We start from the raw sequence: 25,092 nt of genomic DNA, 5'->3' as shown, positions 1-25,092 counted from the left end.
GATGAGAAGGTCACCTGGGGCAGATCCGGAGCGGCGGGCTCAATGAGCCGGATCGTCTCCCCGTGGTCGGCCGTGCCTGGTGGGCCGGTAGGCGAGTTCCTGGATGCGGCCGTCGAGGGTGCGGGCGTCGAGGAGTTCGAGGTCGAAGTCCGCGGCTCCCGCGAAGACCGGTTCGGTACCCACTGTCCCGCTGATCACCGGGAAGATGGTGACTTGGATCGTGTCGACGAGGCCTGCGGCCATGAGTGCGTGATTGATCGCGATGCTGCCGTGCGATCGCAGGGGAACATCGGAGTCGGCCTTGAGGTGCTCGACCGCGTCGGTGATGTCGCCGGGGACGAGCTCGGCGTTCGGCCAGTCGAGCGGGGCTGTGAGCGTGTTCGAGACCACGGTCGTCGGCAGATGCCGCATCCGGGTGACCCAGGGATCGTGCACGTCGGAGTCTCCCGGCTCCGCGGCCAGCATCTGCGCGAAGGCCCGATAGGTGTTGGCGCCGAGCACGAGCCGAAGCTCCTGATCGTACTGGGCGAGGCGATGGTCGAGGAACTCCGGCCCCTGCTTGCCCCAGTACCCGCCCCAGTCGCCCTCGTCGTTGAAGGAGCCGTAGCCGTCGAGGGTGCAGAACACGTCCCAGGTGTAGGTGGCTGTCATGGCAGCGTCCCCTCTCCTCGGCTTCGCGGAAGCCCTCAGACGTCTTCGGGCGACAGGTCGCCCTCCCCCTCCTCGCCGAGTTCCGCGATCACCGGATCGGCGCCCTGAGTCTCGGGCTGCACCTCCGGCGCGGGCAGATCCTCGGCCGGGATCTCCTCATCGTCGTCGGTGCCCTCGGCGCCGGGACCAGTGGCACTCGCCGCGCCGGGCTCTTCGTCCGGCACGCCGCTGTCTCGGGCATCCGTCCGCTCCCACTCGGCCTGCGCCGGGTCGTCGGCGGGATCGTCGGGGGCGGTCGCATCGCGGTCGCGGAGCGGCCGCACCTGCTCGAGGCCGTCCTCGTCGGAGATGAAATCAGGTGTCGAGTCCATGGCTCCTCCTGGTTCTGCGGCGGGGACGGAGGATCCGGCCCGCCTGTCCCCCAGTCTGGCTGCTGCGGCACCGATCGCTCAGAGGGTTGAGGAAACGTCGCCGACTGGGTAGAGTCGCGCGTCCGCCCGTCGACCGACCGGGAGGCCTGTCGGCGGACGGCGGCCGCACGGCGCCGCAGCACATGCCGCCGCAGGGACGAGGGATCCCGCTCGCAGCGGCGCGGGACGCGCTGCGCTCGGGCGAGAGACGCGCTGCGCTCGGGTCTAACTCGCGTTGCGGCGTCGGCGCAGCACGGCGTCGAGGTCGGGCATTCCCGCGCTCGTGTCGCCGATCACACCCATCTGGCGCAGGCGTTCCCGGGCCGCGCGCTGCTGCGCGCTCATCCCGGCAGCGGGCGCCCGTCGCGGACCGGCGCCCTCGCTCGAGATCTCCGCACCCGGAGCCTCCGTGTTCGAGCCCGCAGCGCCCGGAGCCGCGGGCTGCGGAAGCGCCTCGGAGGCGGCGCTGCGCTGCGGCTCGGCGGGTCGCGCTGCCGCGGAAACCGCCGCGGAGCCCTGCGCGCCGCGATCCCGCGCCGCCTGTTCCCGCGCTTCGCGCAGCAGCATCGAGTCGGGCTGGTTCTCGCGGGCGGCCGGCCGTTCGGCCCGGTTCCGGGCCAGAGCCCGTGCGCGCTCGATGCGCGCGGCGGCGGCCTGCTGCGCCGCAGCGTGCGCGGCCGCCTGCTGTTCGGCATCCTCGGTGGCGACGATCTCCTGCTCGACGTCCGAGGCCGGCTCGACCGGCGCCACCTGCTCGGCGGGGATCGTCTCCAGCCGCACGCGCCCCGGAGCCATCAGCACGAGCGCCCCCAGCGACGCGCAGAAGACCAGTCCGCTCCACACCACGATGGCGACGCCGCTTCCGGCCACCGCGAAGCCGATGCCGACGAGCGCCCCGATGAGACCGACCAGCGCACCCAGCGCCGCCAGTGCGCGGAACCGCCGCACCACGGGCTTCCGCAACCGCGCCGAGCGCTGCACGGCGGCCTGCTTGCGCTGCATCCGCTGCGCGTGGATCTCGGCCCGCACCTGCACGGCGCGCGCCTCGGCCAGCTCGGCCTGGCGCTCCGCCTCCTGCCGCTTCTGCGCGGTGCGCAGCAGCTTCTCGTGGGCGAGCGCCTGCCGGGCGGTGGCCTCGAGGTGCACCTCCTGCGGCACCTCGGCGGTCTCGGCGAGCACCCGCAGCGTCCGCTGCAGGCGAGCCGCGTTGCGCTCCGCCGCGCGGAACTCGCGGCGACGGATCCAGGCAGGCACCAGCACCGCCGCCCACAGCAGCGCGGCGATCACGAAGATCACGCCCCCGCCCAGTACGCCGCCCGTCATGGGGTTCACTGTACGACGTTCGCGCGGCGGACGCCTCCCGGCGCGCCGCGATCCTCGTCGAGTCCGCAGAAATCGTGGCGCTCGACTACGACAGCCGGCCCAGCATCCCGCCCGCGGCCTCCTCGCGGGTCACCACGTAGCACTCGTGGTCGCGCCACGCCCCGTCGATGTGGATGTAGGCGTCACGACGCCCCTCGTAGCGCAGCCGCAGCTTCTCGACGACGCGCAGCGACGCCGTGTTCTCCGGTCGGATGCAGATCTCGACGCGGTGCAGCCGCAGTTCGTCGAACAGGTAGTCGAGGGCCAGCGCCACGGCCGTCGGGGCGATCCCGCGCCCGGCGACGTGCTCGGACACCCAGTAGCCGATCTGCGCCGACTGCAGCGCACCGCCGCTCAGCTCCGAGATGCTCAGCTGCCCCACGACCTCGCCGTCGTAGAGCACCACGAACGGCACCCCGCTGCCGATGCGCAGCTGGCGCCGCAGCAGCCGAACCGTCGGCCGCATCGACACCGACCCGGGCTCGACGCCGCGCCCCGAGGGGTGCGTGGCCTCCCAGCGTCGGAGCCAGGTGCGGTTGCTCTGGAGCAGGCGGCGCAGGGGTTCGGCGTCGCCGCGCTGGAGGATGCGGAGGGCGACCCTCCCGTGCTGCAGCGGGGCGGGGTCCTCGATGGGGCGGCCGAGCGGCGCCACGCCTCAGCCGTTCGCGTCCTGGGTGCGGAGGCGGTCGGCGAAGTCGATGATCCACGACCGGATCTCGTCGCCGAGCTCGTCGTGGTCCACTCCCAGCAGCACGTTCGCCTTGATCCAGTCCGCGCGATCGCCCGTGTCGTAGCGGCGACCCCGGAACACGACCCCGTACACCGGCCCCTCGCCCTTGCCCTCGGCGAGATGGTTCAACGCGTCCGTGAGCTGGATCTCGCCGCCGCGCCCCGGCGGCAGCTCGTCGAGGATGTCGAAGATCTCCGGACGCAGCACGTACCGGCCGATCACCGCGAGATTCGACGGCGCCTCCTCCGCGGACGGCTTCTCCACCAGTCCCGTCACCCGCACCACGTCCGGATCCTCGGTCGCCTCGACCGCGGCGCACCCGTACAGGTGGATCGATTCCCGCGGCACCTCCATCAGCGCGATCACCGTCGCCTGCCGCGCGTCGTGCTCGGCGATCATGCGCTCCAGCAGCGGATCCCGCGCGTCGATCAGGTCGTCGCCCAGCAGCACCGCGAACGACGCGTCGCCCACGTGCTTGCGCGCGCACGCGACCGCGTGCCCGAGCCCCAACGGCTGCCCCTGCCGCAGCAGATGCACCTCGGCCAGCTCGTTGGGCTCGTGCACCTTGCTCAGCTTGTCCGCGTCGCCCTTGCGCTCCAGCGCGTGCTCGAGCTCGGGCACGCTGTCGAAGTGGTTCGAGATGTTCGTCTTGTTCCGGCCCGTGATGATCAGCACATCGTCCAGCCCCGCAGCGGCGGCCTCCTCCACCACGTACTGGATCGCGGGCTTGTCCACGATCGGCAGCATCTCCTTGGGCATCGCCTTCGTCGCCGGCAGGAACCGGGTCCCCAGCCCCGCAGCCGGCACGACCGCCTTCGTCACCGAACCCCGCGAACCCCGTGCATCAGTCATGAGAGCCAGCCTAACCCGCGCCCCCGACAGGGCCAAAGTCGGGCGCGGCCCCCTTGCGCGGCGAGCGATGCGTGTGCTCCGCCCCGGCCGTATGCTGGCCTGCATGGGTGAACAGCTGCGTGCGGACGACACCGCCAAGCGTGCGGTGCGCGCCGCAGTGCGCTCCAGGAGGCGCGGCATGGGAGCCGAGGATCGCGCCACGGCCCGGTCGGAGCTCGCGCGCCGGCTCGCCGAACTCGTCGAACGCACCGGGTCCCGCACCGTCACCTGCTTCGCCTCGCTCCCCGACGAACCCGATACCGGGGGCTTCCTCGAGTGGGCCGACGCGCACGGCGTCGCCGTGCTGCTCCCCGTGACGAGGCCGAACGGGGCGCTGGAGTGGGTGCTCTCGGGCGGCGGTTTCGTCTCGGGTCCGCTGGGCATCCCCGAGCCGGTCGGCACTCCGGTGGATCCCGCCGAGGTCGCCGCCGTCGACCTCATGCTGATCCCCGCGTGCGCGGTGGACCGCGACGGGGTGCGGCTGGGCTGGGGCGGCGGGTACTTCGACCGCCTCCTCGGCGGGCTCGACTCGCGGCCTCCCGTCTACGCCGTCGTCTTCGAGGAGGACCTGGTGCCCCGGCTCCCCCGGGAGGCGCACGACGTGCCGGTCGACGGCGTCGTCACGCCGGAGGGCGCTCGGCGCTTCGACCAGGGGGTGTGAGGGCCCGCACTCGAGGCGGGGGTCTTCCGACACGGGGGACGCCTCCGTCGAGCCCTCACACTGCATGAGAGTCGGAAACCGGCGAAAGGTGTCGCGCCGGCGGAGAAGTTCTCTCCCGCGTCCCGCCGCCGTCGCATCACCGCCTTCGCCGGCGGGGACGCCCATCTCGCGAACAGCGGCTAAAATAGACTCTCGTGCCTACCTATGCTTATCGCTGCGCCGACTGCGGCCACGCCTTCGACGTCTACCAGTCGTTCTCCGACGAGGCCCTGAAGGTCTGCCCGGAGTGCGCCGGCAAGCTGCGCAAGGTCTTCGGCTCGCTCGGCGTGACCTTCAACGGCTCCGGCTTCTACCGCACCGACTCCCGCGCGGGCGCTTCGAGCAGTTCGTCGAGCGGTTCGAGCGGTTCGGGCGGCTCGGGATCCGGCGCCTCGAGCGGCGCCGCGTCCGGCGGCTCGGGATCCTCCGCAGCCTAGTCCCGTCGCCGACGGAGCCCGCTACCCCCAGTGGGGCGGGCGATCCGCCCGCAGCCGCGCGTCGTTCTCGGACTCGGCGCGCTGCTCGACCGGCGGGTCGTGGGGCTCGGGATCGCTGCCCGCCGGTGCGGGCAGGCTCGCCCGGCGCGGTCGCCGAGCCGGGCGCTCGGGCCGCTCGCGATCCTGCGCTTCCCGGTCCTCGCCCGTCACCGCTCCGCAGCGCTCCCCGCGTCGTCCGCTCCTGACTCGTAGCCGACGATGCGCGCGATGCGGTGCGCCACCTCGCCCGGGTCCGCGAAGAGGTCGAAGCTCTGCACGCGGTGGTAGTGCCAGCCGAGACGGCGCAGCACCGCGGGACGCAGCCGCAGCGTGTCGCGCAGGCTGTCGCCGCCCTCTCCGCCGGCGCCGAGGTCGATGTCGATCGCGATGGCGCGCTCCCCCAGCGAGGCGGCGAGCGGGATCGCCCCCCGGTAGTCCATGGCGACGGTGAGCCCCAGCGCTTCCAGCCGATCGGCCAGCTCCCCCAGCATGGGGTCGCGCTCGGCCGGCAGCGACGGAGGCTCGGGCACCGGGTGCTCGAAGGCGAGCAGCTCGGCCAGCTCGACCACGCCGTGCTTGATCCGCGCCGTGTCGAGATCCTCCGGCTTGAAGCAGCTGACGATGGTCATCGCCCGGCGCGCGCGCGTCATGGCGACCGCGAGCAGCCGCTCGCCGCCCGGGCGGCCGAGACCGCCGAAGTTCGACAGCACCCGGCCGTGTGGGGTGCGGCCGTATCCGATGGAGAAGATCACCCGGTCGCGGCTCTGCGCCGTCGCCTGCTCGAGCGTGAGCACCGCGAACGGCTCCGCGCGCTCGCCCAGCAGGAACTCGCGGTACTGCGGGAACTTCGAGAACGCCTGCAGCACCGCCTGGTACACGCGCACCGCGTGCCGTTCGCTCGCGGTGATCACCATGAGCGACTCCCCGGCCCGCTCGCTCGCGTGCTCGAGCACCAGCTGCACCACGCGGTCCACCTCGGCGTCCGTGCTCTCCACGGCGCCCGTGTGCTGATCCGGCAGCCCCTGGCCGCCGCGCACGAACTCGTAGGTGAGGCTCGAGTGCCCCAGGAAGCTGCCCGCCCAGGGCAGCGACTGGATCGCGCCTCCGTAGAAGCGCGAGTTGACGAGGTTGGTGAGATCCTCGCCCCCGGCGCGATAGCTGCGCGTCAGGGTGAGGGTCGGCAGCACCTGCCCCAGCTGCGCGAAGGCGGAGCTCGCGTGCAGCGACTCGGCGTCCTCCTCGTCGGAGTCGACGGGCTCGCCCACCGAGATCTCGAAGCGCGACGGGGTCTGGGTCATCGTGTCGCCGAAGGCCACGACCTGCTCCGCACGCCGGATCGCGCCGAGATTCTCCACGAGCGTCGTCGCACCGGCGTCGACGAGCAGCACCGTGTCGAACGGCATCGCGTCGGGCAGCTGCGCCACCTCGTACGGCGACATCGTCCACACCGGGGCGAGCACACCCAGCAGATGGGGGGCGCGCTGCACGAGCGCCGCGGCGGAGACGTAGCCGCTGCGCAGGGCCTCGCGCATCGCGAGGGCCTCCTGCTTGTGGTCGAGCACGGCGACCCGCCAGGCGTCGGCGAGCGAGCCGGCGAGGATCGATCCGTTGGCGCCCGAGTGCGCGTCGTCGACCAGCCGGAAGTCGGCCTCGAGGCGCTCGATCACACTCGTGTTGGCGCTGAGGAGGGCCGGATTGGTCTGCAGCATGCGCTCGAGGGCCGACTGCCACCAGGCCAGCTCGAGCTCGGCGGCCACGTCCTCCGCCGGCACGTGCCGGGCCGAGAGGTCGTCGAGCAGCGACTCGAGGTGCGCGGCGCGCAGCCGCTCCACGATCGTGGTGCGCTCCTGGATGTTCTGCAGCACCTCCGACTCGCGGGCGAGGTCGGAGATGCGGCTCGCGAGGCGGCCCAGCGAGAGGTTCTTGAGCCGATCGGCGTCGCCCGTCGTGCCGAGCACGTGGTCGAGCTTGTCGAGATCCTGGTAGGCCGACTGGAAGGCCACGACCACGTCGGCGATGCCCAGCGGCACCTCCGGACGCGCGCCGACGACCGTCGTGTACCGCTGCCAGAGCACGCGCTGCTGCTGGATCTGCACGAGCCGGGAGTACATGTCGGTGATGTGCACGCCCGGCCGCACGTACTCGCGGGCGAGCTTGCGCAGCCGGCGCTTGTTGGCCGACGACATCTCGTCGCCGCCGCGCGGGGCGTGCGCCGCGATCACCTCGGTGAGGGATCGGTCGTAGACCTCGGGGGTGAAGCGGTCGAGCGTGTCGCGGATGCCCATGAGCAGCCGGAGGTAGACTCCCAGCTCGGCGACCGTCTCGTAGGGCCGCATCGAGGTCTGGCTGACGACCTCGTTGGCCATGGAGATCAGCCGCGGCAGCTGCGACTCGGCGAGGTCCACCGCCAGGGCGTACGCCGAGCGGGCCTCCTCGGTCGTGCCGAAGTTCACGCCGTACCAGGGCGAGTCCCCCGGCCCGTACTGGAACTGGCCGAGCCGGGCGACCTCCGTGAGCGCCTCGGCCACCGAGGAGCGGTCGAGCGTGAGCTGGCCGAGCGCCTGATCGTCGAGGCGCACCGTGGTGCTCGGCGGCCGCTCGCTCAGCGCGAGCACCGTGAGCTTGCGCAGCGCGTCGAGCGGAGAGACGCCGAAGCGGTGATCCGGCTCGGAGAGCGCGCGCTGGTAGTCGAGCAGCGCGCCGCGCAGGCGGGTGAGCGCCTCGTCGACGTCGCGCAGCTGCTCGGGTCGCGCGTTCTCGTTGCGACTGATGGCCTCCACCAGGTTGCGGCGCAGGCGGCGCGGGCTCACCGAGAGCCCCGCGAGACCGGCGCGGGTCAGACGGTGCGTGATGCCGTCGAGCGTGGCGCGGCGCGGGGAGACCACGAGCACGCGCTTGCCGGCGCGCACCAGGTTGCCGATGGCGTTGACCACGGTCTGGGTGCCGCCCGTGCCCGGAAGGGTGTGCACCACGAGCGAGTGGCCGGCGTCGATCTGGGCGAGCACGTCGTCCTGCTCGGCGTCGGCGTCGTAGAGGCAGCGATCGGTGTCGGGCGAGCGCTCGTCGGGCGGCGTCGGGTTGACCGGCTGGTACGCCTGCGCGAGACGGCGCTTGGCGGGCTCGCTGCCGCAGACCGCGGCGAGGATCGGCACGTCGAGATCCTTCGCGTCCGCGGCCATCCGCTGGGACACGTTGTGGAACGAGGACACCACGAGTCGCGGCTGCACGAGGAAGTCGGGCACTCCCGCGACCATCTGCCGCAACCGGTCGATCACGGGCTGCGGTTTGAAGACGCCCTCGGACTGGGAGAGCTCGATGAGCGCCCGCGCGTCGAGCGTGATCCCGAACTGCAGGCGCAGCACGCGGATCAGCTCGGAGTTGACGACGGGGAACTGCTTGAGCTTGAGCTCGAAGTCGCGTCCGTAGCGCCGGATGGCGAGGGGCCGCAGCAGCACGGGCGCGCAGAAGTCCTCACCCTCGAAGCTCCATTTGGCGATGCCGACGCCCAGGTTGACGGTCTCGAGCCCGCGCACGGTGCGCATCTCGATGGCCTTGTCGGTGACGCGGCCGGCGGCGGCGCGCGCATGGCGCAGGGCGAGATCGTCGCGGATCAGAGCCGACAGCAGGATCTTGTTGCCGGTGATGAACTGCGGCAGGCCGCCCGGGTGCGTGGTGGAGAGCTCGATGCGGTTCGCCGGCCGGTCGTCGAAGTGGAGCAGCGGATTGCGCCCGCCGATGCGCGCGAGCTCGCTCCGCCAGTCGGCGTGTTCGTCGGCGTAGGCGTCGACCAGCGAAACGGGGCCGGTCAACTGCGCCGAGAGATCGGGTTCGGGGTCGGGCTCCGCGGATCCCGGCGCGGGATCGGGCGCGGTCGCGAGCGCGCCGTCGTTTCGAGGCCGGGCCGCCTCTGCGACCGCCTCCTCAGCACCGTTCTCGCCGCGGTCCTTCTCAGGCCGCCGTCGCCGATCAACACTCCACACACCGCCACCCTAAGCGGTGGTGCCGGGAATCGCCGGAATCAGCCCGGTGTTTCGCGGCTGCCGGCGCCAGACCGAGCGTTCCTCGCCCGCCCCGCCCGGCCAGCCGATTCCGATCGTTTCTCCGCCCGGCTCCACTCTCACCCCGTGCTCGGCGCGTCAGTAGTTGTCACCAAACTTCGGGTTTGGTGACAACTACTGACGCGCGTCGGTCCACGGGCGGCGGGCTACTTGGACTCGGGCACGTGCACCGCGCCGGTGCTTCCCGTGACCACCGGATCCGCGACCTCCACCTCGCCGCCGCGCGCCTTGGCCAGCCCGTTCATGAGGTGGTAGACGCCGATCGCCGCGATCGTGCCGAGCGCGATGCCGTTGAACACGACGGGCTGCCCCTCGGACCCGATCTGCAGCCCGAAGTCCGCGATGCCGACGATCAGCGGGATCGCGGCCGAGAACTGGTTGATGGGCTTGGAGAAGTCGACCTTGTTGTCGATCCAGATCTTCACGCCGATGAGGCCGATCAGACCGTACAGCGCCACGGTCACGCCGCCGAGCACGCCCGCCGGCACGGAGAAGATCAGGGCCCCCACCTTCGGCGAGAAGCCGAGCAGCATCGCGATGATGCCCGCCACCCAGTAGGCGGCGGTGGAGTACACGCGGGTCGCCGCCATCACGCCGATGTTCTCGCCGTAGGTGGTGGTGGCCGATCCCCCGCCGAACCCGGCGAGCACGGTCGAGACGCCGTCGGCGAGCAGCGCGCGGCCCGTCACGGGGTCGAGATCCCGCTCGATCATGAGGCCGACGCTCTTCACGTGGCCGACGTTCTCGGCGACGAGCACGAGCACCACCGGCAGGAACGAGGGCAGCAGGCCCCACAGCGAGGGATCCGAGATCGGATTGCCCGGCGCGTGGAAGTCGGGCAGGCCCACCCAGGCCGCGGCCTGGACGCCCGAGAAGTCGACGATCCCCATCAGCGCCGCCGCGACGTACCCGACCACCATGCCGAGCACGATCGAGAGGCGGCCGATGATGCCGCGGAACAGCACCGTGATGAGCAGGATCGAGACGATCGTGATGAGCGCGGCGGTCGAGTGCAGGCCCTGGTTCACGTCGGGGTTCGCGGCCGGGTTGCCGAGCCAGTTGTTCTTCACCGCCGGCGCGAGGTTGAAGCCGATCAGGGCCACGACGCCGCCCATCACGACGGGCGGCATGAGGGCGTTGATCCACCCCGTGCCCCACTTGGCGACGACGATGCCGACGATCGCCATGAGCACGCCCATCGCGAGGATGCCGAAGGACGCGCGGGCGAGCCCCTCGGCGCTGGCCGCCTCACCCGGTCCGACGCCCGTCGCCACCCAGATCGGGGCGAGGAAGGCGAACGAGGATCCCAGGTAGCTGGGCAGGCGGTTGCCGGTGAGCAGCAGGAAGAGCAGCGTGCCGAGGCCCGAGAAGAAGAGCGTCGCTGTGGGCGGGAAGCCCGTCAGCAGCGGCACGAGGAAGGTCGCGCCGAACATCGCGACCACGTGCTGCGCGCCGAAGCCGATGGTGCGCGGCCAGGTCAGGCGCTCCTCGGGGAGCACGATCGCGTCGGACGAGACGCGCTTGCCGTCTCCGTGCAGCTTCCAGGGCAGCGCCATCGGGGCTCCTTCGAGGGTCGGGATCGGCGCGGTCGCGCCAAGGCATTATCCTATGGGCACGCGGTCGGCTTCGCACGCGCCGCGGGTCGGGCGGGCGGTCTTCCCTCCACCGTCATCCTGCGCGAAGAGCACGCAGCGCACGCAGACGCAGGATCCGCGCCCACCCCGTCATCCTGCGTCTGCGTGCGCGGAATGCTCAGGCAGGACGCCCCAGCGTATGCGCATTCCGCGGCGACGCTACAGCGTCGGTGCGAGTCGCAGGATCCATACCGCGACCTCCGGATCACATGGATCCTGCGCCTCCGGCTCGTTCCTCGCCTCCGCGCAGGACGGCGCAAGCAGGCCGCTTCGCGCTCCGCCCGACAGGCGGAGGCGCCTAGGACGCGGAGATGTAGACCTTGCGGATGTGATCCTCGACGGTCCAGCGCGTACGGGTTCCGGCGAGCAGGCGCATCACGTCGCCGGGCCCCACCTCGACCGCGCGATCCTCGTCGAGCAGCTCGATGATCGCGCTGCCCGAGAGCACGACGAACAGCTCGTCCACCTCGGTGTCGGTGACCGCGCCGCCGCGCAGCTCCCAGATACCGGTCTCCGCACCGGCGATGGAGCCCAGCTCGGCGACGCCCTGTCGAGGTGCACCCGAGACGACGTCCTCGGCGGGCACGTCCTCGAGCTCGATGCCCGCGCGGGTGCCGCTCACCATCAGGTTCATGTCGTTCGGCAGCAGTTCGCTCATGTCAGGTCTCCTAGGAGTCGAATCCGAGCCCGAGCGCGTCGAGCGTCTTGAGCAGCACGTTGCGCTTGCCGCCGTTGTGGTCGGCGCGGTCCAGCGACCAGCGGGTCAGGTTGATGCCGATCGAAGCGGCGGGCTCGGGCGGGAACGGCAGGGGCACCTGCTTGACCATCTCGAGCTCGGTGCGCTCGGTGACGCGCCCCTCGAAGCGGTCCACCAGCACATCGGCGGCGAAGTGCGTCGCCCCGACGCCGAGTCCCGTGAAGCCCGCGACGTACTGCACGCGCCCGCCGTGCGCCTGCCCGAAGAAGGCGCAGAAGCGCGTCGAGGTGTCGATCACGCCGGCCCAGCGGTGCGTGAACTTGACGCCCGCGAGCTGCGGGAACGTGGTGAAGAAGTGGCTGGCGAGCTTGCGGTGGCTCTCCATGCGGTCCTCGTACTCGCGCTTGATGCGGCCGCCCGCGAAGTAGACGGCGTCGTAGCCGCCCCAGAGGATGCGGTTGTCCTTGGTGAGGCGCGAGTAGTGGAACTGGTTGGCCATGTCGGCGAGGCCCTCGCGGCCCTCCCAGCCGATCGAGGCCAGCTGCTCGTCGGTGAGCGGTTCGGTCATGAGCACGTAGTCGTACACGGGGACCGTGTGGAAGCGGTAGCGCTTCAGCAGCGACGGGAAGACGTTGGTGCAGAGCGCGACGCGCTGAGCCGTGACGGCGCCCCGCTCGGTGGTGAGCCGGATCGGCTCCTCCGCGGAGCCCTCGAGCCGCTCGACCGGGGTCAGCTCGTGGATCTCGACGCCGATCGAGGCGGCGTGGCGCGCGAGCTCGGCCGCCAGCTTGGCCGGATGCAGGTTGGCGTTCTCGCGCGGGGAGAACTCGCCGCCGAGGAAGGTCGGCGACTTGATGCGATCCTGCACCTGCTGCTGATCGAGCGTGACCGTCTCGGGATCGTCGCTCTCCCCCAGCCACTCCGTCTGGTAGGGCTCGTTGGCCACCGAGAGCTGGCCGGTGCGCTCGAAGTCGACGTCGAGCCCGTGCTCCTCGATGAAGCGCTCGATCGCGTCGAGGTTCTCGTGGCCGAGGCGGCGCAGCGTGCCCGTCTCGTCGGGCCAGCGCGACTCGGCGTTCGGCTCGCCGTGGGTGATGCTGGCCTCGCAGAAGCCGCCGTTGCGGCCGGAGGCGGCCCAGCCGATGCGCACCGCCTCGAGCAGCACGACCCGACGCTCGGGGTGCTCGGTCTTCAGCTTGATCGCGGTCCACAGACCCGCGAAGCCGCCGCCGACCACGGCGTCGTCGACGCGCACGTCGCCGTCGAGCGGCGGGTACTGCGCGGCGCGATCGGCGACGTCGTCGGTCCAGAAGCACGCGAGCCTGGTGTCGGCCAGCGAATCCTCGACGATCTTCGCGGCGGGACGGTGGGTTTCAAAAATGGTGGGGTGCATGGAGTCCTCGTCTTCGATGTCCGCTACGATCCTCGCACATCGGCGGGGAGATGTAAATGGGAATGTCAACGTCATTGACTATGTCGGCGCGCCCGCGCGGTCTGCGCACTCGCCCGCGCGGATCCCCTGTTCGGCCCCGACGCATCGCTGCCCACGAGACCGAGCCCATCGTTCGACCCCGAGCCATCCAGCGCGAATAATCACGTCGGGCTCTCGCAATGGGCTCGGTTTCAGGCTCAGGCGGAGCCCGCTACTCGGCCGGCGGCTTCATGATCGCGCCGGTGGCGAGGCCCAGCGCCAGCCCGGCCGGCAGCCACAGCCAGAACTGGGTGATCGCCCCGAGCACGACGCCCACGATCGCGCCCATCACGATGCCGACGATGATCTGCTTGCGTCTCGCCTGCGGCGACGGAGAGTCCGGCTTCCCGTCCCCGCCGCGCTTCGATCCTTTGCTCATTCCCCCAGCCTACGCGCCGCGCTCAGGAGACGAGCCCGCGCGCCGCCTCGCGGTCCGACGCATCGAGCCGCGCGAGCGCCTCGAGCACCGCGTCGTCCGCTCCGCGCGCGCGGGCGGCCGCGAGCAGCCGCCCGGTCGCACGCGCGATCTTCGCGAAGCTGAGCGAGTGCTCCGCCCCCGCGGCGAGCAGCACCGCCTCCACCCGATCCAGCACCGCCTCGTCCGCGCCCGGCATCAGCTCGGCCTCCCACTCCCGCCAGGCCCGATCCACACCCTCGACGCGATCGGTCGCGCGCACCCGGTCGTCGGCCAGCTCGACCGCCTCGCGGCCCGATCCGTCGCGCAGCATCACCACCGTGCGCTCGGTCTCCAGCTGGGCGACGGGCCGCACCTCGTCGGCCGCGTCGCCGATCCTGCGCCGGATCTCGTCCCGCAGCGCGTCGGGCATGCCCTCGCTCGGCGGCCACAGCAGCTCCTTCACCCCCGCGTCGCCGCGCTGCTTCAGGTGCCAGCCGGCGTCCTTGCCGCCGTGCCGCTCGCGCAGCGCGAGCCCCCGAGCGGCCAGGTCGCCCCGCGGGGTGTCGAAGTACCGAGCCGACAGCCGGTGCGTCACAGGCAGGTCGGGATCCAGTCCCGCCTCCCGGAAGCGGCCGGCATCCGGCAGCGGCAGCGCCACCGACACCTCGTACTTGCGCTCGATCTCGAGCGACTCCGATTCCGGCCCGCCGGCTATCGCCTCTTCCGTCACACCTTCAGCTTACGGGCCGTCACGTCGCGCGGCGCTCGCCCGCCGACCAGACGATTCCCGCGCCGGCCGCCACGACCAGCACGATCCCGGCCACCGCGACGGGCGTGAGCAGCTGCCCCAGGAACAGCGCCCCGATCACGGTTCCGACGACCGGGTCGAAGGCGAAGAACACGCCCAGCACTCGAGCCGAGGTGAGCCGGCCCGCCATCGTGTCGACCGTGAACGCGAGCGCCGTGCCGAGCAGAGCCGAGGCGAGCAGCGGCAGCAGGTGCTGCGGCTGCAGGAGCGGCACGGCCGGGATCGAGAAGGGCAGCGTGAGGATCGCCGCGACGACGACCGACAGGGCGACGCTCGGCAGGCCTCCCTCCGACTGGCCCACGCGGGCCGCCAGCACCGTGTAGAGGCCGAAGGAGGCCCCGGCGAGGGCGGCGAACAGCATGCCGAGCGGATCGAAGGGGCCGCCGAAGCCGGCGATGAGCCCCACGCCGATGATGGCGGCGACGGCGAGCAGCCCCTCGCGCGGCCGCCGGGATGCGGCGAGCGCGACGAGGCACGGCCCCAGGAAGTCGATGGTCGTGGCCACGCCCAGCGGCAGGCTGTCGAAGGCGAGGTAGAGGAAGGCGTTCATCGCGGCCATGGCCACGCCGTAGAGGACGATCCCGGCCCACTCCCGGCCGCTGCGGCCGCGCAGGCGGGGCCGGAACACGGCGAGCAGGATCACGGCCGCGATCGCCATGCGCACGGAGCTGGTGCCGAGCACGCCCAGTGCGTCGAACAGCCCCATGGCGATCGCGGCGGACGACTGCACGCCGATCGCGCCGACGAGGACGAGGAGCATGGCGCGGATCGTGGCGCGGCGCGTGATCGCCTGCGCTGCGGAGGAGTGGGTCACCGGCCACAGTCTATCCGCGGATACACTGGCCGGGTGACGGCGGAGAGGATCGGTGCGGCCGAGCGCGCGGTGCGCGCCTGCGCCGATGCGGCCGAGCGCCTGCGCGCCGAGGAGGTGCCCGCCGAGGCGATGGCGGAGTACATCGCTCCCCGGCGCGTGCTGCTGTGGACCCGGCCCGCGACCATGCGACCCCTGGGCGAGGTGTGGCGGATCGGTCCGCTGCTGCTCGGCGCCTCCGGCGAGCTGTACGCACTCGGGCACGCCACACGCGCGGCGGAGCGCGGCAGACCGGGCTACCAGTCGCTCTCCCGCGAGGAGCGCCGGGAGATCGCGGCGGCCGCGCTGCGGGGCGGCTACGAGGCCGGCACGCCCGTCAACTACGACGCGGCGCGCATCCCGCTCTCGGCGGAGGAGGCGGAGGCCGCGGCGAACGCCCCGGCGCAGACCGCTGCCACGGCGCCCGGCGCATCCGCGGCACCAGGCGCGCCCGCGGAGCCCGATCCCGAGCTGCCCGTCGGCTACACGGACGGCGAGTTCCGCGTGCGCTGGCGGGCGGGCGCGCCGCTGCAGGGCGCGCCCGCGCTCGCCGACTTCCTCGCGGAGCGCGTCGAACTGCTGCTCTCGCCCCCCTTCTGAGCGCGCCGCACCGCGACTCCCCCGAGTACCGTTCTCCCGCGCCCGGCGTTCAGCGATTCACCCGCCTCGATGCCCCCGACGCCGGGGTTCTTCTATCGAGTAGAAATTTCGCGAATCTTCACCCCCGATTCCGCCAGATAGCGCCCGCATTCTTGGGAATAGTGAGAAGTAGCCCATCAAGGCCCTGGTGAATTAGCCGCCACAACACAAGAGGAATCATCATGACTTCGTTCCAAGACGACATCGAGGCAGTGAAGGCTCTCAAGGAGCAGAACGGTGCCAGCTGGGATGCGATCAGCCCGGAGTACGTCGCCCGCATGCGGGCGCAGAACCGTTTCAAGACGGGTCTCGAGATCGCCCAGTACACCGCCGACATCATGCGCCGCGACATGGCCGAGTACGACGCCGACTCGTCGGTCTACACGCAGTCGCTCGGCGTCTGGCACGGCTTCATCGGCCAGCAGAAGCTGATCTCGATCAAGAAGCACCTCAAGAGCACCGACAAGCGCTACCTCTACCTCTCGGGCTGGATGGTCGCAGCCCTCCGCTCGGAGTTCGGCCCCCTCCCCGACCAGTCGATGCACGAGAAGACCGCGGTGCCGGCGCTCATCGAGGAGCTCTACACCTTCCTCCGTCAGGCGGATGCCCGCGAACTCGATCTCCTCTTCAGCCAGCTCGACGACGCCCGTGTCGCGGGCGACGAGACCGCCGTCGAGTTCATCCAGTCGCAGATCGACAACTACGAGACCCACGTGGTGCCGATCATCGCCGACATCGACGCTGGCTTCGGCAACCCCGAGGCGACGTACCTCCTCGCCAAGAAGATGATCGAGGCCGGCGCGTGCGCCATCCAGATCGAGAACCAGGTCTCGGACGAGAAGCAGTGCGGCCACCAGGACGGCAAGGTCACGGTTCCGCACGAGGACTTCATCGCGAAGATCAACGCGGTGCGCTACGCCTTCCTCGAGCTCGGCATCGACAACGGCGTGATCGTCGCCCGCACCGACTCGCTCGGCGCCGGCCTCACTCAGAAGCTCGCGGTCACCAGCGCCCCCGGCGACCTGGGCGACCAGTACAACGCGTTCCTCGACGTCGAGGAGATCTCCGAGGCCGACCTCGGCAACGGCGACGTGGTCATCAAGCGCGACGGCAAGCTGCTGCGCCCGAAGCGCCTCGCCAGCAACCTCTACCAGTTCCGCTCGGGCACCGGCGAGGACCGCTGCGTGCTGGACTGCATCACCTCGCTGCAGAACGGCGCCGATCTGCTGTGGATCGAGACCGAGAAGCCCCACGTCGAGCAGATCGCCGGCATGGTGGATCGGATCCGCGAGGCGATCCCGAACGCGAAGCTCGTCTACAACAACAGCCCCTCCTTCAACTGGACCCTCAACTTCCGCCAGCAGGCGTACGACCAGCTCGCCGAGCAGGGTCAGGACGTCACGGCCTACGATCGCGCGAACCTCATGAGCGTCGACTACGACGGCACCGAACTCGCGCAGCTGGCCGACGAGAAGATCCGCACGTTCCAGCGCGACGGCTCCGCCCGCGCCGGCATCTTCCACCACCTCATCACCCTGCCGACCTACCACACGGCGGCGCTGTCGACCGACAACCTCGCCAAGGGCTACTTCGGCGAGGAGGGCATGCTCACCTACGTGCGCGACGTGCAGCGCCAGGAGATCCGCCAGGGGATCGCCACCGTGAAGCACCAGAACATGGCCGGCAGCGACATCGGCGACAACCACAAGGAGTACTTCGCCGGCGACGCGGCCCTCAAGGCCGGCGGCAAGGACAACACGATGAACCAGTTCAACTGATTCGTCCGCAGGACACGCGAACGGGACCTCGGCTTCGGCCGGGGTCCCGTTCGCGTGTGCGACGGCTCGGTCGCCGGCGGCGGCTCCGGGCCCCCGGGCCCAGGATCAGACGGCCGAGCTCAGGACCACCCGGCGGCTGTTTCTCAGCGATCGGCGAGGAGAGGCTGCGCCGGATCGCCCGCCGGTCGCCGCGCACGATGCGCCTCGATCGCCGCGACCGCGATGACCACGCAGATGGCCGATCCGACGACCGTCACCACCGGCAGCAGCGCGCACGCGATGATGCCGGCGGCCGCGAGGAGGAACACGGTCGACGCGGCCGCCGAGATGCGGGTGCGGAGGAGGATCAGCCAGACGACCACCACGTACGCCGCGACGGGCACGGCGAGCGAGAGCGAGGCCGTCGACGGCGCCAGGTGCTCGGAGGCCTCGGTGAGGAGGTCGAGTTCGACCTCGATCCCCGCGGAGATCGCCCCGACGGCGGCGAACAGCAGGTAGTGGGCGTAGCCGAAGCCGAATGCGGTGCGGGCGGAGTCGAGCCGGTCGCCGTACTCGTGCGAGAAGTACATCCACCACACGCCGGCGGCCAGCACGATGCCGGCGAGCGCGAGTCCGACGACGCCCTCGATGTGCTCGCCCGAGTTCAGGGCGTCGATGATGGCGTTGGCCGAGGCGAGCAGGCTCTCGCCGAGGAGAATGAGCACGAACAGGCTGTAGCGCTCGGCGATGTGATGCGGGTGCCAGGGTGTGTTCCGCGCGCGCTCGGCCCAGACGGGCACCAGCACCTCGAGCACCATCGCGGGCCAGAAGGTCCAGAACTGGGCCTCGGCGGGAAGCGTGAGGCGGAGCACCCAGAGGCACTGCACCACGGTGATGCCGGCGGCGTAGCGCAGGGCGACCGCGCGCAGTCGCGGGTCGGAGATGGCGAGCCGCACCCACTGCAGCACCATCGCGAGCCGCATGACCACGTAGCCCCAGGTGACCGTGGCCCAGTCGCCCTCGGTCATGGCGTCGTGCACGCCCGCGGCGACCACCAGTACGCCGCCCATCTGCACGATGGTGGTCACCCGGTACAGCCAGTCGTCGGTGTCGAACGCCGAGGCGAACCAGGTGAAGTTCATCCACGCCCACCAGACGGCGAAGAAGACCATGGCGTAGGCGAGGACCGCGCTCGCCGCGTGGCCCTCGACGATGCCGTGATGCAGGTTCTGCGACGCCTGCGAGACCGCGATGACGAACACGAGGTCGAAGAAGAGCTCGAGCGGGCTCGCGACGCGGTGCCGCTCATGCGGATCGCGCCCCGACATGCGCACGAGGCCGAACCGTCCGAGCAGTGCGGTGCGCGGAGGTGCGTCGGGAATCTGAGTGCCGCTCACGGACCGCTCCTTCTCCTGGGCGAGACCCCGCGCCTGATGGCCCGGGGAGGACTCGCACTGGGAGATTGTATAGCCGAAGTGCGTCGGCGCACGGGTTCTCGGAGCCGTTCCTTCGCCAGCGAGAGCAGCAACTTCCGAATGCGCCGTTTCTTGACGGCGCTACTGGGGACAAACCCTCGTCCGCTGTTGACAACCGCGGATCCGGGATCCTATGGTCAGCTGCGAAATGACGACACCATCACGCAACACGGCAGGACTCGCGGTCGGCGGTATCGCACTGCTGCTCCTGCACCTCGCATTCGGCCTCTTCTACGCCTTGTGGAGCATCGCAGACGGTGAGGCCGTCAACCGCATGGAATCCGCCGGAGGCTACGACGTCGCGTACCTGCTCCCGAATGCCTATCTCATGTGGATCGCGGCACAGGCGTCGCTCGTGCTGGTGCTGGTCATCGACGCACTGTACGTGCTGCTCCCGGTCGCACGCAGGAGACGGGTGAGCGGCGGTTAGCATGCCATCGCCAGAAAGAGCCCGTCCTCGCGACAGGCTGCGGGAGAGTCAGGCGAGGTGCGCGAAGCCCGTGACCGGGCTGCGAGCCCGGTCACGGTGTGAGCGAAGCGATGCTCCGCTCTCCTGCGATCGTGCCCTGGAGAGGAATCGAACCTCCGACACCTTCTTTAGGAGAGAAGTGCTCTATCCACTGAGCTACCAAGGCGTGCGGTGCGCGCCGAGGCGTCGCACCGAGAATCGAGTCTAGCAGCGCGGATCGCTCCATCGCAGAACACGGGACATCGGCCGGGCTCCGAGCAGAGGCGGCGACGGGTGCTGCGCCTGCCCCGCCGGGGAACGCGCCCAGAGACGCGAAGAGCGGGCGGGGTCGAAACCCCGCCCGCTCTTCGAAGCTGCGTGTGCGATCAGCCGAAGCGCACGACCCCGTCGGGGGCGCCGTCGATGAAGGCGCTCGCGACGACCGTCTGGTTGCCGCCGTAGCCGCCGTGCACCGCCTGGCCGTTGCCGATGTACACGGCCACGTGACGACCCGACCAGATGAGCACGTCGCCCGGGGCGTAGTCGCCGCTGGTGACGAGCGCGCCACCGAGACCGGTGTACTCCCCGACCTGCGTGCCGAGGTCGCCGGCGGGAATGCCGATCGCCCGCAGCGAGCGCTCGACGAGCGCCGTGCAGTCCTGGAACTGGCCGAGCTGCGCGAGGGCCGCGTTCACGATGCCCTGGGCACCCTTGCCTGCGGGGACGTCCTTGCCCGAGTAGGCCTGCGAGGCCTGCTGGTCGGCCGCTGCTGCTGCGGCCTGCTCCTCGGCGAGGCGGGCCGCCTCGGCGGCCTCCTCGGCCAGGCGCTCCTCTTCGAGGATCTCGCTGCTGACCTCGCCGCTGGGAGCCGCGAGCGGGAGGACCGTATCGTCGACCTCCACGGTCTTGAGGGTCTGAGCCGCGGCGAAGCCGTCGGGCAGTCCCTCCGGCTCGGGGGCGGTGGCGTAGGCCGGGAGGCTGAAGGTGCCCACCAGGCCGAAGCTGAGCGCTGCGGCACCGGCCATCTGAGCGATTCGCTTCGCCTTCGCCGAAGCCGGCTTCGCGGCGTCGCCGGAAAGCACGACTTCCGTGCTGGGGTTCTGAATCACGAGAATAATCTGCCTAACGTTCGCTTACGGTTCTCAACTTCCGAGAAACGACCCTTTCGGGCCGCGACCGTTCAAGGGTAACCGAAGAACACACGAATGTCACGTTCCGGTCACGAAACCTTCAACATGCCTTGAAACTCGGCGTCTTTTCCACGGAATCCGGAGTGCCCGTTCTCTCGATGTCGAGAGAAACCTAGATCACGCCCTGCTCGAGCATCGCCTGCGCCACCCGCACGAACGCAGCCGAGTTCGCGCCGAGCACGTAGTCCCCGGGTCGCCCGTAGCGCTCCGATGCCGCGTAGGTGGCACCGTGCACGTCACGCATGATGTCGTGCAGTCGCGTCTCGCTCTTGTCGCGGTCCCAGCGCGAGCGCGCGGCGTTCTGGCTCATCTCGAGCGCCGACGTCGCCACGCCGCCGGCGTTCGCCGCCTTGCCCGGCCCGAACAGCACGCCGGCCTGCTGCAGCAGTTCGACGGCGGCCGGCGTCGTGGGCATGTTGGCGCCCTCGGCGACGGCGCGCACGCCGTTCGAGATCATCGCGCGGGCGTTCCCCTCGTCGAGCTCGTTCTGCGTGGCGCACGGGAAGGCGAGCTCCGCCGGCACGTCCCAGACGGAGCCCTCGGAGACGAAGCGCGCCGAGGAGCGCCGCTCCGCGTACACCGAGATGCGTGCGCGCTCGACGCCCTTCACCTGCTTCAGCAGATCGAGGTCGACACCCGCCTCGTCGACGATGTAGCCGCTCGAGTCGGAGGCCGTGACGGCCTTGCCGCCGAGCTGCTGGATCTTCTCGATCGCGTAGGTGGCCACGTTGCCGGATCCGGACACCACGGCGCGGCGGCCCTCGATCCCCTCTCCCGCGCGCAGCAGCATCTCCTCCGCGAAGAACACGGCGCCGTAGCCGGTGGCCTCGGTGCGCACCTCGGCACCGCCCCAGCCCACGCCCTTGCCGGTCAGCACACCCGCCTCGTAGCGCTGGGTGATGCGCCGGTACTGGCCGAACAGGAAGCCGATCTCGCGCGCGCCCACACCGATGTCGCCCGCGGGGATGTCGGTGTGCTCGCCGATGTGGTGCACCAGCTCCGTCATGAAGCTCTGGCAGAAGCGCATCACCTCGGCGTCGCTCTTGCCGCTCGGATCGAAGTCAGATCCGCCCTTGCCGCCGCCGATGCGCTGCGACGTGAGCGCGTTCTTGAAGATCTGCTCGAAGCCGAGGAACTTGATGACCGAGAGGTTCACCGACGGGTGGAAGCGGAGACCGCCCTTATAGGGCCCGAGCGCGGAGTTGAACTGCACCCGGAAACCGCGGTTCACCCGCACGAAGCCCTCGTCGTCCGTCCACGGCACCCGGAAGATCAGCTGCCGCTCCGGCTCGACGAGCCGCTCGAGAATCCCGCCCTCCACGAACTCGGGGTGCTCGGCGAGCACCGGTTCCAGCGATTCGAGCACCTCGTGCACGGCCTGCAGGAACTCGGGTTCGCCCGCGCTGCGATGCTCGACGACCTTCGCGACCGCACGGAGATGGGATTCAGGGGTGGGCAGTGACATTCGACTCCTCGGTCTATCAACTCCATTGTGGACAGCCCTCTCGGGCATCTCCGTGGTTTCCTCCGCGCCCCGCGGACGGGATCTCGTCTACACCGAGACGAAGATGTGCGCCGCGACGTCGCTCGGCAGATCGAGCGCCTCGCTCGATCCCGCGACCTCGACGTGCACGACATCGCCGCGACGCGTGAACGTCGCAGTGCTGCCCGGCAGCACGCCGGCCCCGGCCAGCTGCTCGAGCAGCTCGGGATCCACCTGCAGCGGCTCGGCGAGGCGCTTGATGTGCGCGGTCACCGGCTGCTCGGGGTCGATGAGCAGTTCGGCGATACCGGTGACACCGGACTGGAACGAACCCGCTCGCAGCGCGCCGAGCTCGTCGAGCCCCGGGATCGGGTTGCCGTAGGGGGACTCGGTGGGGTGCCCGAGGATGCCGAGCAGCTTGCGCTCGACCCGCTCGCTCATCACGTGCTCCCAGCGGCAGGCCTCCTCGTGCACGTACGCCCACTCGAGGCCGATGACGTCGGAGAGCAGGCGCTCGGCGAGGCGGTGCTTGCGCATGACGTGCACGGCCTTGGTGCGCCCCTGGGGGGTGAGCTCGAGGCGGCGATCGTCGGTCACGACGACGAGGCCGTCGCGCTCCATGCGGCCGACGGTCTGGGACACGGTGGGGCCGGAGTGGCCGAGTCGCTCCGAGATGCGGGCGCGCAGAGGGACGATGCCCTCCTCCTCGAGTTCGAGGATCGTGCGCAGGTACATCTCCGTCGTGTCGATCAGGTCCGTCATCGCCGTCCTCTCATTAACTTAGGTTCGCCTAACACACTAGAGCATCCGGCACCGGTTTCCCGACTCTTCTCGGTGGAGGATCTCACTCTCTCCGCGAACGTTCCGCGCCCGGCTCTCGTAGAATCGTCCACATGGCCGATATCATCATCCCCGCTGAACTCCTGCCCGCCGACGGTCGCTTCGGATGCGGCCCCTCCAAGGTGCGGGGCGAGCAGCTCGACTTCCTCGCGTCGCTGCAGCCCGCCGTACTCGGCACCTCCCACCGGCAGGCGCCGGTGAAGGATCTGGTCGGCAGCGTGCGCGAGGGGCTCGCCGAGCTGTTCCGGGCGCCCGAGGGCTACGAGGTACTGCTCGCCAACGGCGGGGCCACGACGTTCTGGGATTCGGCCGTGCACTCGCTCATCGAGCGCCGCAGCCAGCACCTGACCTTCGGCGAGTTCGGCGCGAAGTTCGCGAAGGCCGCTGCCGCCGCTCCGTTCCTGGAGGAGCCCGACGTGCGCACGGCCGACGCGGGCTCGCGCTCGCAGGCCGAGGCGGTCGCGGGTGTCGATGTCTACGCCTACCCGCACAACGAGACCTCGACGGGCGTGATGGCCCCCGTGCGCCGCGTGGCGGGCGACGCGGGAGCGCTCACGGTCGTCGACGCCACGAGCGGGGCCGGCGGGATCGACTTCGACGCGAACGAGGTCGACGTCTACTACTTCTCGCCGCAGAAGAACTTCGCGTCCGACGGCGGCCTGTGGTTCGCCCTCGTCTCCCCCGCCGCGATCGAGCGCATCGAGCGCGTCACCGCGTCGGGCCGCTTCATCCCCGAGACGCTGAACCTCGCGGGCGCGATCGAGAACTCGCGCAAGAACCAGACCCTCAACACCCCTGCCCTCGCGACGCTCGGGCTCATGGACGAGCAGGTGCGCTGGATCAACGGCCGGGGCGGCCTCGCCTGGGCCGCCGCCCGCACCGCCGAGTCCTCCGGAGTGCTCTACGAGTGGGCGGAGCGCACCCCGGTAGCCACGCCGTTCGTGGCGGATCCGGATCACCGCTCGCAGGTGGTCGTGACGATCGACTTCGACGACGCCGTGGATGCCGCGGCGATCTCGAAGGCGCTGCGCGCGAACGGGATCGTGGACACCGAGCCGTACCGCAAGCTGGGCCGCAACCAGCTGCGCATCGCGACCTTCACCGCGATCGAGCCCGACGACGTGCGGACGCTCACCGGCGCGATCGACTACGTGCTGGAGCGCCTGGTCTGATCCGATCGGGATCTCGCCACCGGCGGAACCCGCGGCTGCGCAGCGGGAGCCCCGCCCTCAGCGCACTCCGCGGCTGCTCAGCGCCACGTAGCCGCCGATGACCACCACGGCGGCGCCCGACCACACCGCCCACCAGGGGAACCCGGGAACGGTCGGGTCGCCGCCGGCGGCCTCCACGTCCGCGACGGGCGTGGGGGTCACCCGCTCGCCCGTGACGAGGATGCGGTGCGAATTGACGCCGAGCGGTGTGCACGTCACCAGCGTGGCGAGGTCGCGGCCGAGCACGGGGAACAGCGACTGGGTCTGATCGGGCTCGACCACCTGCGTCTCGACGACGCGGTAGGTGAGCACCTCGCCGAACACCTCGATGACGAAGGTGTCGCCGACGCCCACGCGGTCGAGATTGCTGAAGAGCTCCGCCTTCGCGAGGCCGCGATGCCCCGTGAGCACGGTGTGCGTGTCGATGCCTCCCACGGGCAGCGCCGTGCCCTCGAGGTGGCCGACCCCCATCTCGAGCACCGCGTCGCTCGTGCCGTGGTAGACGGGCAGGTCCACGTCGATGGAGGGGATCTTGATGCGGGCCATGAGGCCCGTCGCGTCGGCTCGGAGGAGGCGATCGTAGCGGTCCGCCTGCCCGGCGTCCGCGGCCCGGGGCACCCGCTCCCCCGCCCCGACGACGGCGGTGCCGGTGAGGAGGTCGGCGTTGTAGGCGCGGGCCTCGGCGAGCGCCTGCTCGCGGACCTCGGCGCCGTTGTCGACCGTCGCCCGGTTCATGGCGACGATCTCGCGGGAGGCCTCGAGCTGCGAGAACCAGGTGGCGATCCCGGGCAGTTGCAGGAGCACCGCTCCGGCGAGCGCGAGCAGCGCGACGAGAAGCACTACCGGACTCGGCCGGCGCCGCCGCCGAGCCGAGCCCGATAGTAGAGCGGGTTGCGTGTCCTGTGCGGCAGGAT

At 70.9% G+C, this 25,092-nt stretch carries 24 protein-coding genes and 1 tRNA gene; 6 read left to right on the top strand and 19 right to left on the bottom strand.

Annotated features, from left to right (window positions below; translation table 11 throughout):
• Positions 1-39: 39 nt before the first annotated feature.
• The 5 genes from ACWKZU_RS15120 to galU form a co-directional block, all read right to left on the bottom strand.
• Entirely contained in the window at positions 40-651 is a 612-nt protein-coding gene (locus ACWKZU_RS15120) for a dihydrofolate reductase family protein (RefSeq protein WP_449283162.1), read from the bottom strand.
• Between the two features lie 35 nt (positions 652-686).
• Positions 687-1,022, bottom strand: coding sequence for a sugar ABC transporter ATPase (locus tag ACWKZU_RS15115; RefSeq protein WP_449283161.1), 336 nt, complete (start codon positions 1,020-1,022; stop codon positions 687-689).
• Between the two features lie 264 nt (positions 1,023-1,286).
• Positions 1,287-2,384 (bottom strand): hypothetical protein, encoded by a 1,098-nt coding sequence (locus tag ACWKZU_RS15110; protein ID WP_449283160.1) that lies wholly within the window; start codon positions 2,382-2,384, stop codon positions 1,287-1,289.
• Positions 2,385-2,469: 85 nt separating this feature from the next.
• The gene (locus ACWKZU_RS15105) at positions 2,470-3,075 is read right to left on the bottom strand and encodes a GNAT family N-acetyltransferase (protein ID WP_449283159.1); all 606 of its coding nucleotides are present in this window, start codon (positions 3,073-3,075) and stop codon (positions 2,470-2,472) included.
• A gap of 3 nt (positions 3,076-3,078) precedes the next feature.
• Positions 3,079-4,005, bottom strand: coding sequence for a UTP--glucose-1-phosphate uridylyltransferase GalU (galU, locus tag ACWKZU_RS15100; protein WP_449283158.1), 927 nt, complete (start codon positions 4,003-4,005; stop codon positions 3,079-3,081).
• A 103-nt stretch (positions 4,006-4,108) separates the two neighbouring features.
• Here galU and ACWKZU_RS15095 point away from each other — a divergent pair, with 103 nt between their 5' ends.
• Positions 4,109-4,705 (top strand): 5-formyltetrahydrofolate cyclo-ligase, encoded by a 597-nt coding sequence (locus ACWKZU_RS15095; protein WP_449283157.1) that lies wholly within the window; start codon positions 4,109-4,111, stop codon positions 4,703-4,705.
• Between the two features lie 194 nt (positions 4,706-4,899).
• Positions 4,900-5,181: an FmdB family zinc ribbon protein gene (locus ACWKZU_RS15090; RefSeq protein WP_449283156.1), complete on the top strand. Its 282-nt coding sequence runs from the start codon at positions 4,900-4,902 to the stop codon at positions 5,179-5,181.
• A 21-nt stretch (positions 5,182-5,202) separates the two neighbouring features.
• Here ACWKZU_RS15090 and ACWKZU_RS15085 read toward each other — a convergent pair whose 3' ends face one another.
• From ACWKZU_RS15085 to ACWKZU_RS15050, 8 genes are all read right to left on the bottom strand, one after another.
• Positions 5,203-5,391, bottom strand: a complete 189-nt coding sequence (locus ACWKZU_RS15085) for a hypothetical protein (RefSeq protein WP_449283155.1) — start codon at positions 5,389-5,391, stop codon at positions 5,203-5,205.
• Entirely contained in the window at positions 5,388-9,200 is a 3,813-nt protein-coding gene (locus ACWKZU_RS15080) for an AAA family ATPase (RefSeq protein ID WP_449283154.1), read from the bottom strand. Before ACWKZU_RS15080 ends, ACWKZU_RS15085 begins: the two co-directional genes overlap by 4 nt.
• Positions 9,201-9,424: 224 nt before the next feature.
• On the bottom strand, positions 9,425-10,834 hold the full coding sequence (locus ACWKZU_RS15075) for a uracil-xanthine permease family protein (protein WP_449283153.1): 1,410 nt from the start codon (positions 10,832-10,834) through the stop codon (positions 9,425-9,427).
• A gap of 376 nt (positions 10,835-11,210) precedes the next feature.
• Positions 11,211-11,570 carry a cupin domain-containing protein gene (locus ACWKZU_RS15070; RefSeq protein WP_449283152.1) on the bottom strand — a complete coding sequence of 120 codons (360 nt, stop codon included), beginning with the start codon at positions 11,568-11,570 and terminating at the stop codon, positions 11,211-11,213.
• A 10-nt stretch (positions 11,571-11,580) separates the two neighbouring features.
• Positions 11,581-13,002 (bottom strand): NAD(P)/FAD-dependent oxidoreductase, encoded by a 1,422-nt coding sequence (locus tag ACWKZU_RS15065; RefSeq protein ID WP_449283151.1) that lies wholly within the window; start codon positions 13,000-13,002, stop codon positions 11,581-11,583.
• 250 nt (positions 13,003-13,252) lie between these two features.
• Complete coding sequence (locus tag ACWKZU_RS15060; protein ID WP_449283150.1) at positions 13,253-13,459, bottom strand: HPP family protein; 207 nt, start codon at positions 13,457-13,459, stop codon at positions 13,253-13,255.
• A gap of 22 nt (positions 13,460-13,481) precedes the next feature.
• Complete coding sequence (locus tag ACWKZU_RS15055; protein WP_449283149.1) at positions 13,482-14,207, bottom strand: CYTH domain-containing protein; 726 nt, start codon at positions 14,205-14,207, stop codon at positions 13,482-13,484.
• Positions 14,208-14,226: 19 nt separating this feature from the next.
• The gene (locus tag ACWKZU_RS15050; protein ID WP_449283148.1) at positions 14,227-15,099 is read right to left on the bottom strand and encodes an EamA family transporter; all 873 of its coding nucleotides are present in this window, start codon (positions 15,097-15,099) and stop codon (positions 14,227-14,229) included.
• 33 nt (positions 15,100-15,132) lie between these two features.
• Here ACWKZU_RS15050 and ACWKZU_RS15045 point away from each other — a divergent pair, with 33 nt between their 5' ends.
• Positions 15,133-15,735, top strand: coding sequence for a hypothetical protein (locus ACWKZU_RS15045; RefSeq protein ID WP_449283147.1), 603 nt, complete (start codon positions 15,133-15,135; stop codon positions 15,733-15,735).
• 221 nt (positions 15,736-15,956) lie between these two features.
• Positions 15,957-17,552 (top strand): isocitrate lyase, encoded by a 1,596-nt coding sequence (locus ACWKZU_RS15040; RefSeq protein ID WP_449283146.1) that lies wholly within the window; start codon positions 15,957-15,959, stop codon positions 17,550-17,552.
• Between the two features lie 143 nt (positions 17,553-17,695).
• On the opposite strand, the gene ACWKZU_RS15035 is transcribed toward ACWKZU_RS15040, so the two are convergent.
• Positions 17,696-18,928 (bottom strand): low temperature requirement protein A, encoded by a 1,233-nt coding sequence (locus tag ACWKZU_RS15035; RefSeq protein WP_449283145.1) that lies wholly within the window; start codon positions 18,926-18,928, stop codon positions 17,696-17,698.
• 226 nt (positions 18,929-19,154) lie between these two features.
• Here ACWKZU_RS15035 and ACWKZU_RS15030 point away from each other — a divergent pair, with 226 nt between their 5' ends.
• The gene (locus tag ACWKZU_RS15030; RefSeq protein WP_449283144.1) at positions 19,155-19,436 is read left to right on the top strand and encodes a hypothetical protein; all 282 of its coding nucleotides are present in this window, start codon (positions 19,155-19,157) and stop codon (positions 19,434-19,436) included.
• 132 nt (positions 19,437-19,568) lie between these two features.
• Here ACWKZU_RS15030 and ACWKZU_RS15025 read toward each other — a convergent pair.
• The 4 genes from ACWKZU_RS15025 to ACWKZU_RS15010 form a co-directional block, all read right to left on the bottom strand.
• Positions 19,569-19,641: transfer RNA gene (locus ACWKZU_RS15025), tRNA-Arg, on the bottom strand.
• Positions 19,642-19,840: 199 nt separating this feature from the next.
• The gene (locus ACWKZU_RS15020; RefSeq protein ID WP_449283143.1) at positions 19,841-20,563 is read right to left on the bottom strand and encodes an NlpC/P60 family protein; all 723 of its coding nucleotides are present in this window, start codon (positions 20,561-20,563) and stop codon (positions 19,841-19,843) included.
• A gap of 193 nt (positions 20,564-20,756) precedes the next feature.
• Positions 20,757-22,109, bottom strand: a complete 1,353-nt coding sequence (gene gdhA / locus ACWKZU_RS15015; RefSeq protein ID WP_449283142.1) for an NADP-specific glutamate dehydrogenase — start codon at positions 22,107-22,109, stop codon at positions 20,757-20,759.
• Between the two features lie 87 nt (positions 22,110-22,196).
• Positions 22,197-22,889, bottom strand: coding sequence for a metal-dependent transcriptional regulator (locus tag ACWKZU_RS15010; RefSeq protein WP_449283141.1), 693 nt, complete (start codon positions 22,887-22,889; stop codon positions 22,197-22,199).
• Positions 22,890-23,020: 131 nt separating this feature from the next.
• On the opposite strand from ACWKZU_RS15010, the gene serC reads away from it, so the two are divergent.
• The gene (gene serC, locus ACWKZU_RS15005) at positions 23,021-24,139 is read left to right on the top strand and encodes a phosphoserine transaminase (protein ID WP_449283140.1); all 1,119 of its coding nucleotides are present in this window, start codon (positions 23,021-23,023) and stop codon (positions 24,137-24,139) included.
• 57 nt (positions 24,140-24,196) lie between these two features.
• On the opposite strand, the gene ACWKZU_RS15000 is transcribed toward serC, so the two are convergent.
• The gene (locus tag ACWKZU_RS15000) at positions 24,197-25,018 is read right to left on the bottom strand and encodes a class C sortase (RefSeq protein ID WP_449283139.1); all 822 of its coding nucleotides are present in this window, start codon (positions 25,016-25,018) and stop codon (positions 24,197-24,199) included.
• Positions 25,019-25,092 lie beyond the last annotated feature (74 nt).

Source organism: Leucobacter sp. (assembly GCF_053528595.1).
The sequence above is the reverse complement of the archived record's forward strand: the minus strand, read 5'-3'. Positions and strand labels throughout refer to the sequence as shown.

What these genes read in the sequence shown, in the direction of transcription:
- ACWKZU_RS15120 (WP_449283162.1), bottom strand. Translation starts at nt 651, where the DNA reads ATGACAGCCACCTACACCTGGGACGTGTTCTGCACCCTCGACGGCTAC.
- ACWKZU_RS15115 (WP_449283161.1), bottom strand. Translation starts at nt 1,022, where the DNA reads ATGGACTCGACACCTGATTTCATCTCCGACGAGGACGGCCTCGAGCAG.
- ACWKZU_RS15110 (WP_449283160.1), bottom strand. Translation starts at nt 2,384, where the DNA reads ATGACGGGCGGCGTACTGGGCGGGGGCGTGATCTTCGTGATCGCCGCG.
- galU (WP_449283158.1), bottom strand. Translation starts at nt 4,005, where the DNA reads ATGACTGATGCACGGGGTTCGCGGGGTTCGGTGACGAAGGCGGTCGTG.
- ACWKZU_RS15095 (WP_449283157.1), top strand. Translation starts at nt 4,109, where the DNA reads ATGGGTGAACAGCTGCGTGCGGACGACACCGCCAAGCGTGCGGTGCGC.
- ACWKZU_RS15075 (WP_449283153.1), bottom strand. Translation starts at nt 10,834, where the DNA reads ATGGCGCTGCCCTGGAAGCTGCACGGAGACGGCAAGCGCGTCTCGTCC.
- ACWKZU_RS15070 (WP_449283152.1), bottom strand. Translation starts at nt 11,570, where the DNA reads ATGAGCGAACTGCTGCCGAACGACATGAACCTGATGGTGAGCGGCACC.
- ACWKZU_RS15065 (WP_449283151.1), bottom strand. Translation starts at nt 13,002, where the DNA reads ATGCACCCCACCATTTTTGAAACCCACCGTCCCGCCGCGAAGATCGTC.
- ACWKZU_RS15060 (WP_449283150.1), bottom strand. Translation starts at nt 13,459, where the DNA reads ATGAGCAAAGGATCGAAGCGCGGCGGGGACGGGAAGCCGGACTCTCCG.
- ACWKZU_RS15040 (WP_449283146.1), top strand. Translation starts at nt 15,957, where the DNA reads ATGACTTCGTTCCAAGACGACATCGAGGCAGTGAAGGCTCTCAAGGAG.
- ACWKZU_RS15030 (WP_449283144.1), top strand. Translation starts at nt 19,155, where the DNA reads ATGACGACACCATCACGCAACACGGCAGGACTCGCGGTCGGCGGTATC.
- gdhA (WP_449283142.1), bottom strand. Translation starts at nt 22,109, where the DNA reads ATGTCACTGCCCACCCCTGAATCCCATCTCCGTGCGGTCGCGAAGGTC.
- ACWKZU_RS15010 (WP_449283141.1), bottom strand. Translation starts at nt 22,889, where the DNA reads ATGACGGACCTGATCGACACGACGGAGATGTACCTGCGCACGATCCTC.
- serC (WP_449283140.1), top strand. Translation starts at nt 23,021, where the DNA reads ATGGCCGATATCATCATCCCCGCTGAACTCCTGCCCGCCGACGGTCGC.